The following is a 7,803-nucleotide window of genomic DNA, read 5'->3' on the forward strand; positions in this document are numbered from 1 at the left end:
AATAAAACTTTATTAAATAAAAAATCGACCGCCTGTGTAATAGGCGGTCTTTTCTACGTCTACTAACGTACGGTTACTAGCGTATAGTTACATAAGTCGGACTAGCCGTTGTAATACGTACGCCCTTTAGAATTGTGCACGCGGTATTGAGGCAAACCATTTACGTCGACTTTAACGTCGAAACCTTACGTTTTAAGGTCGTTTTTACTAGAGAATTATCAGCGAAATTGAGTATGTACATGCGAAGTAGTATAAATACATTAGTATCATTCTAAATCTACTTTAGATATTAAACTATACGTGGAATCTACTTTTAGGAAATACCTTCGTACACCTCATATAACAACGTCTATCCGTCAATATGAAGATGAACCATATATATATGATTGACATAGAGGCGATTGAAAAAGGAATTGGGAATGGCTCAATTACAATGAAATACTTAATCGAAACTGCTGAAAAAATAAATGTTTCTCATATAGAAGGTGGACTATCAAGTATAGATGCAAGTAATTTTGATAAGTTCGAACGTTATTATTAAAGGTTTGGATTTGAAATGAAATCCTATAATGACAGAACATCTGGTAAGATTAAATTAATATTGCCATAAGAAGACTAAAACGATGAACATCAAGGGCGCGTTATGGATACCGTCGCATTCGCGATGAGATAATAAACAGGGGATACAAAATCAACCATAAAAAATTTCAACGAATTATGAAAGAGTTAAACCTAAAAAGCTTGTTCCGTATTAAAAATTTTTTTCTTATAAAGGGAATGTAGGTAAGATTGCATCCAATATTTTAGAACGTAATTTCAAAGCTGAAAAGCCGAGCGAAAAATGGGTTACAGATATAACAGAATTTATATAATGCAGTGAGAAACTCTACTTATCACTGATGTTAGACTTATTTAACGGAGAGATAATTGCTTATACAATTGATTCAAGACCAACCTATTCACTTGTCTCAAGGATATTAGAGAAGGCTTTTCAATAATTTCTATATAAATCCAATATCCTAATATACTCAGATCAAGGTTGGCACTATCACAATGAAGAAATAACGTCATGCCTTAAAGGCACGGAAGATTACGCAAAGTATGTCTCGTAAAGGGAACTGTTACGGTAATGTGGTTATTGAAAGCTTCTTTGGTACAATGAAATCTGAATTTCTTTACCTAAAAGATTCATAACACACTTTAAGCAAAAAATACATCGATTATTATAATCACAAAAGAATTAATGCAAAACTAAAAGGCATGCGTCCGGTACAATATCGAACTCATACCCTAAAGGCTGCCTAGTGAAATGATCTGTCTAACTTTATAGGGTCAGTTCATATGACTTGCTGTCTTTTGGTTTGAACTATATTGATAGATACAATACCAACAGAAAACAAATCTATAAAATAAATATTTTATGCTTTAATAAGGACTTAATTCACTGTAACTCTATGCATTTCTTTTTTCTTTTCTGTGTAATCTTTCCATTCATTTTCTATATTTTCAAAATCACCCTCATATTTACTTTTAATTTCAGACAAATTAATATCATTTTGTTTTTTTTCTTGATAATTCAATTCGTACTGTAGTTGTTGTCCTTGCCATTCGAGGCTATTCTTAAGATGTTTTAAAGCTAAATAATTATAATAATCATTCTTTTTTATATCATAGTAACTAATAGAATTTCGATTATTCGCACTAATGATTGGTAAACGCTCTCTAGTTGATTCAGTTAATTCTTTATATAATGTTGAATCTTTGAACAAAGAATCACTGTAGTCAAAGTAACTTATTGGTTCATATATTGAAAAATCTTCTACCAATACGTCATCACCATACGAGTTTTTGGAGTTTTCATCAATATATTGTTTAGCACTTTCCATCCTCGCATCTATCGTTTTCATTGTCATGTTATTAATACTGATAGAAGACTTTAATTGACTTATTAGCTTTTCTTTATCCTGTGCGTCATCATAAAGCTTTGTACCAAAATAAGTAAACATAACTCCAAGAATTGTACCTAGGATTGTAATACTTATTTGTAATATCAAATCCTTCCCAAATAGAGATTTCTCCCCTACTGCATTCTCACGATTCTGTTGCTCTCTTAGAGTTTGTGACGTTTCTTGTTCTTCTGTATTAACTACACAATCTTGTTCCATTAGTTTCCTACCTTCCACTGCTATATAATGTTAATCAAAAGTTCAGTAATGTTTATCATTCAAATCTTAATTAATTATTATAAAATTCCAACACTCTAATTAATGATTTAATATGATGCACCTACATGAAGTCTTTTTCCTGCTTACCATGGACATATTGAATTCAAATCATCAACTCAGTAGTTGCTTGCGATAATTGGGTTACACCTTTATATCTTTATTAAAACAAGTTATATACGTTCTTAAATTTCAAGAAAGTAATCAAATTCATTAAACTCTACCATTATTCACGTTCTTGATAGGCACAATTAATCAAATCCTTAACGCAATCCAAAGAAGGAATGTCTCTCAACTCTATATCAATCTGATTTTTGTCCCTTGGGTCAACAGGAATGCAAATCCTTATCTTACCCCTATATTTTTCAAAAATAGAGTCTCTCATTTTAGTAGGTACGTGGAACAATACTCTATGTCCTTTTGTTGTAATTGATAAAAATTTATAACGTCTTGTTGCTCGTCTTATCATAATACCGTCAGATAGATAATAATACACATCTTCTAGACTGTATGCATAATCAAAAATTTCTTTAGCAATTTGCTGTTCCCTTAAACTAAAGTTTTGAATTAATTGGTCAATATTCTCAAACTTAGACTTATTTCTCGGAACTTTCCACTTATGTATAGTAATGTTTTCTTTAACTTCGTCTAGAATAATTTCCTTGTATTCGTAACCATGTTTTTCAAGCCCTTCTTTGAGTCCTCCTACAAAAGTCAATCCGACCAACATGAATCGGGCATCTGGGTTATTTACAAGTCCATTGTATCGAATCAATTGCCCTACAGCACTATCATTTACCTTCAATTTAACTTCAACATAGAGTTTTCTATTGTTTTTATCCAAAAATAGCAGGTCACACCGTTTTCCGCTTAAATTAACTTCACTTTCTAAAAAGATACATCCCTCTTCAATTAAATCTGGATTTGAAATTAATATTTCTTGAAATTGAACCTCTTTCATTTCCATCAATCCTTTTTGGATATTTATTATCTTTCAAAATAATTGTGAATATTTACCTGATACCACTTTATATATTTCTGTTTCCGCTCACTCAAAGTAATATTCATAGATTCATTTGTATTTAGAAAAACCGTTGTCTCTTCATCTAAACTATTCGAAATCAATATTATTCCATTCTCATCAAAACTAATATATCCCTTGTCAAATAAGGCCTCATGATTTAAACAAAGTAACAAACCATTAATAGAATCTAACCGCTGTTGATGATTCGATTGACCCCAAGGTTTGATATGACTTGCTACTAGAAAACGTTCATCAGAAACACCACATAACCTACATTTCTTTTCAATTTCCAATAATGTCTTCTTAAACGTTGATTGACCTATTCAACTTCTAATAACTTGTTCCTTCTCTGTTTCAGTTATTTTTATTTGTTCTGGCGTCACCACTACAGTTGATTCTAATTCAGTATAATTATCTGCCACAGATTCGACCTCTACATACAGATTGGTGTTACCCTGTTTGCCATAACTGTGTAGAGATTGGATAACTAGACTAAAATCTGAATCTTGCTGCTCTATCATTATTTTAGATTTTTTAACTTTATTATGAGTCTCTCTATCAACTTCAGCTTTAAAGTGTTAGCTCCCATCAGAAAGAGTTCGTACTTCAAGCGTTTCTTCTTGAGTAGATGCTAATTGAGAATCTAAATTATGTTCATTAAGAAAGAATAATTCATTATTATTGTTTAATGAATCTCGAAAAGCATTTTCTGATACTGTCTCAATGAATTTATTTTCGTATGGATCAGTAATCATTCGAGAACGCTCTTCTACTAGCAAGCTTCCTCCACTTGATACGTCTCCCTTATGTACATTAAAAATAAATATAGAGTCTGGTCATATCTTTTCAGCGTTTTAGTCGATAAGTTTTTACTTGAACAATACAACATAAAATTATCTAGCTGTGATTCAAATTCAGTCAAAACAAAAACACCGTCTTTTATTGGTTTGATTTACAAACCAATAAAAGACGATGTTTATTAAAATGCATTAACATTACTTGTTGGTATGAAAAGAAGTTTGTTGGTAACTTTACATTACCGCTAAATAATCAAAGATACTGTTATATCAACATTTACGAAACTTTATATTCAAGTCTCAGCTTATCTGCAACCAATGTGATGAACTCAGAATTCGTAGGTTTTGCTTTTGACATTGATACTGTATAACCGAAAGTTTAAGCGTTGATATGTAGAAGTTTCTAATGTTTTCTTTTCGTCCAATAAAAACGTTAATTTTTACGTCCTTTATTGGCTTTTCAAATTACTATTCATTGGTTATATTTCACTATATAGTGTCATTATACATCAACAGAAAACGACGTCAACAAAATTTGATATATTCCTTTAACCTACCATACTCGAATGGACTAGCTATTGTTTAATTACCTCAACATTCAATTCTTTAGTAGCATCTCTTAATCCTAATTTCCCTCTAAGCTTTTCCATCAACTCTCCTCCAAAAAGAAGAAGAAATGCGTAATACTGTTTCATTTTCTTTTTACCTAGTGTATAATCCAACTTCGCTTCATGTATAACGTTGTGTCTGATAGCAATCAATTCACTTAAAACACTTAGCACTGTAACTTCCTCATTTTCTGACCTGTGTTTTTTGTTTAAAACTTCTTTAAACATATCAAAATCCAAAAATTTCTTATACGCACCATTTGCAGATTCTAGGTTTTGGAAATTATAAAAATTCATCTCCATATCTATTAGTGATTTTTCCCCTGATATTATTTCTTTTATCTCAGAATACTTAATCTTCCTATCATTTTGAAAAATTATATCTCTAGCAGTTTCATTTGTTTCTAAATTTTTCGCTAATAAATTTTTTAAAAAATCTTCTAAAGTAGCTACAGCAAACGGAAGTAATGTATTGTTCCTTAAAAGAGATTCATTACTAGACAAAGAAGAAGTGAAAAAGTCTTTCATACCGGGTTCTGTAGCTGACTGATAACCTTCCAAAAGTTCTTCATCTACTTCTTCGATAAGTCTATTAAATCTACCTACATTACTTAAAAACCTTCCAAATTCTATTTCACAGGCAATTTCAGTACTAGTTAATTGCGGTAACGTATTTTCTATAAAACTACTCGAAACACCGTTTTCATCAAATAATTCCCCACCAAATTTTTGCTGCATTCTACTAATAACATTATTTTGCATTTCTAAATCCATATAACTACGCCCCGGATAGGTAATTGATTTAAAATAGAACTTCCTTACCTTATGGCCGTTAATAATGACAGACTCTTTACTATCAATAGAAAAATCGCATCCCATTGTAGATTGGTTCTTGTCAAACCATTTATACCAATGAAGATTATTAAATCTGCGTTCAAATCCTAATTCAGCAAGAATCTCCTCAATTTCCTGAAGAGTAACTTCTCCTTCTACCGTTAAGCATAGCTGTAAACTTTCCATTCCCATAAATCTCATCCCCCTATTCATATTTCTACTTGCTTAATATTATACAACAGAACATTATTCATTTATTAAAAATAACTGCTTATTATTTTTATACAATTAAACCCCATAATTTTCTCGTAGTCTTTCAATATAAAATACGAAATACGTACTATTGCCATACTAAATCCAACAAAAAATTATATGACTCTTCATAACTCCCTCTTCACAAAATCAAGTATTCGCTTTACCCTTTCAGGATGATGTATACCATATAAATGCTCTAAACTTCCATATGATAAATGCGGTTCTTCTATACATATTGTTATCAAATTCTCTTCAATATCATTACAATATCGTTTAATGAATAGTTTAATCTCTGCCTAATTCTCAATACAAAACAGCGAACCCTATCTTCTTTTGGGAAAACCCTTCTAATGAATATCCTAAGTTACATTTTGTACAAACTTTTCATTAAAACTTCCCCTTCTCTATTTATGTAGAAAATTGAACTCATGTGATCCTCTTTTTTGATTTTAGACATAAAAAATTCCCTCCCGAAAATAATGTGATTTACATTATTTTCGGGAGGGATTGAAAAAGCAGACGCCTTTTATATTATTGGATTGTCAGAAAACGATGAGATAAAGAAAATGAAAAAAATTTATTCTAGGGCTGTTCCGGCCTATATTCAGGCTCCGTACCCCGTGGGTGGGCCTTGTCTTGTTAAGTTTCACGAAATCCTGCTGTTTTAACATGCTATAGACAGTGCCATATACACCCTAGTACCTACCCTCTACTAGTCACGAATACACAATGCAATGGAAAATTTCTGTGAATATATATTTTATCAACAACTGTACATAAAAACAGATTATTGACCACCTTGTACTTTACAATATACCAGTTATTTCTTTAAACCTATCAATTATAACTAAAAATAATAAAATAAGGCTACCAAAAAGATTATAGACTACAAGATTCTTTAATAAACTGTATACATCCCTCCAAATATCTGTGTATACCTTACCATTTTTAATTTTACATTTCTTAGGGAAATAAAAGAACCATACTACGTTAAACCTCTATCTACAATTATCTCTTAATTCAAACAAATATGTTTTGTTTGAATCCCCTGATCGTAAATAACAAAGTTATTTAATTTAGATGCCCTTAAAATAGTACACAGCTATATTACTTCTTTTTTGTAACTTTTCTATTTTCAATTTATCATTACCATTTAAAAATTCATTTAGAAAAATAATGTGATTTGTTTTTAGATGTGGTGAAAATAATTTTGTACCATCTTCTGTAATCGTTTCATAAATGCTATTTAAATATTTAGCAATCTCTTCACTATTAAGAATATCACCATTTAAAATTTGTAAAAGGTGTGTTTTAAAATAATTTTCCGAATCTAAATCCAGTTTGATATCTTCTGTTGATTCTTTAAAAATAGTAACTGTACTACAATCATTAGATTCCATGATACCCTTAATAACTTTATTAAGTTCTTGATTTTTTTGATTATCATTATACTCTACAACTCTATTTATTTTATCAAAACATTGTTTAATAATATTTAACGAATTTAAACCAAAGCTTTCATTGTTAATTTTAACAATTTCATTAAACATTTTTACTATTTCTGAAATAGATTGATCTATAAACGTCTGATAAACAAGACCTGTAATTTTATACATTTCAAATTCATCAAGGCGCATATATTTAATTAACCTATTAATTATATCTTTCTCATTCACAAAATATTTAGACCACAAATAATACATAGAAGAATATTCCTTGTTTAAAAAAACTAAATACTCTTTCTCCATCTCTTCTTGTTCGGAAAATGATTTTAATAAATCATAAATGTATTTATCTCTAATCTCTTCAGGGTTATTCTTGTAATACCAATTCTCAATTTTTATTTTTTTTAGTTTAGATATCTTTATTTCAACATTTTTATTAATAATATTGAACCAACCTATAATATTAACGTCATTGATAGTTTGCATACTAATAGATTGCTTCATTTCTAATATTACCTCAGCAGGACTACAACCTACAATCCGCCTTCTTTGAAGTTTAGTTAAATTATTTATAAATATGTCTTCTAATTTCTTCGAATCAACACTATTAAATTCAAT

The 7,803-nt window shown here is 30.0% G+C and carries 7 protein-coding genes and 3 pseudogenes; 2 read left to right on the plus strand and 8 right to left on the minus strand.

Translation table 11 applies throughout. The features are described 5' to 3' along the window. Positions 1-76: 76 nt before the first annotated feature. A pseudogene (locus MR170_RS32830) lies at positions 77-179 on the minus strand (N-acetylmuramoyl-L-alanine amidase); the annotation flags it as partial. A 203-nt stretch (positions 180-382) separates the two neighbouring features. Here MR170_RS32830 and MR170_RS29060 point away from each other — a divergent pair. After that, the gene (locus MR170_RS29060; RefSeq protein WP_242310386.1) at positions 383-541 is read left to right on the plus strand and encodes a hypothetical protein; all 159 of its coding nucleotides are present in this window, start codon (positions 383-385) and stop codon (positions 539-541) included. Positions 542-622: 81 nt separating this feature from the next. Continuing rightward, a pseudogene (locus tag MR170_RS29065) lies at positions 623-1,305 on the plus strand (IS3 family transposase); the annotation flags it as partial. Positions 1,306-1,436: 131 nt separating this feature from the next. On the opposite strand, the gene MR170_RS29070 reads toward MR170_RS29065, so the two are convergent. From MR170_RS29070 to MR170_RS29100, 7 genes and pseudogenes are all read right to left on the minus strand, one after another. Next, positions 1,437-2,165, minus strand: a complete 729-nt coding sequence (locus MR170_RS29070; RefSeq protein ID WP_242310388.1) for a hypothetical protein — start codon at positions 2,163-2,165, stop codon at positions 1,437-1,439. A 283-nt stretch (positions 2,166-2,448) separates the two neighbouring features. Further along, positions 2,449-3,183 (minus strand): endonuclease NucS domain-containing protein, encoded by a 735-nt coding sequence (locus MR170_RS29075; protein ID WP_242310390.1) that lies wholly within the window; start codon positions 3,181-3,183, stop codon positions 2,449-2,451. Positions 3,184-3,209: 26 nt separating this feature from the next. Next, the gene (locus MR170_RS29080) at positions 3,210-3,539 is read right to left on the minus strand and encodes an HNH endonuclease (RefSeq protein ID WP_346749475.1); all 330 of its coding nucleotides are present in this window, start codon (positions 3,537-3,539) and stop codon (positions 3,210-3,212) included. A gap of 285 nt (positions 3,540-3,824) precedes the next feature. Further along, entirely contained in the window at positions 3,825-4,025 is a 201-nt protein-coding gene (locus MR170_RS29085) for an HK97 family phage prohead protease (RefSeq protein ID WP_242310392.1), read from the minus strand. A 295-nt stretch (positions 4,026-4,320) separates the two neighbouring features. Next, positions 4,321-4,419 (minus strand): annotated as a pseudogene (locus tag MR170_RS29090) (sporulation transcription factor Spo0A); the annotation flags it as partial. A 199-nt stretch (positions 4,420-4,618) separates the two neighbouring features. Then, on the minus strand, positions 4,619-5,677 hold the full coding sequence (locus MR170_RS29095; RefSeq protein ID WP_242310394.1) for a hypothetical protein: 1,059 nt from the start codon (positions 5,675-5,677) through the stop codon (positions 4,619-4,621). A 1,139-nt stretch (positions 5,678-6,816) separates the two neighbouring features. Then, on the minus strand, positions 6,817-7,803 hold a 987-nt coding region (locus MR170_RS29100; protein WP_242310396.1), incomplete at its 5' end, for a hypothetical protein.

The organism is Bacillus cereus group sp. BfR-BA-01524 (assembly GCF_022662595.1).
GTDB lineage: Bacteria > Bacillota > Bacilli > Bacillales > Bacillaceae_G > Bacillus_A > Bacillus_A thuringiensis_S.

What these genes read in the sequence shown, in the direction of transcription:
- MR170_RS29060 (WP_242310386.1), top strand. Translation starts at nt 383, where the DNA reads ATGATTGACATAGAGGCGATTGAAAAAGGAATTGGGAATGGCTCAATT.
- MR170_RS29070 (WP_242310388.1), bottom strand. Translation starts at nt 2,165, where the DNA reads ATGGAACAAGATTGTGTAGTTAATACAGAAGAACAAGAAACGTCACAA.
- MR170_RS29075 (WP_242310390.1), bottom strand. Translation starts at nt 3,183, where the DNA reads ATGAAAGAGGTTCAATTTCAAGAAATATTAATTTCAAATCCAGATTTA.
- MR170_RS29095 (WP_242310394.1), bottom strand. Translation starts at nt 5,677, where the DNA reads ATGGGAATGGAAAGTTTACAGCTATGCTTAACGGTAGAAGGAGAAGTT.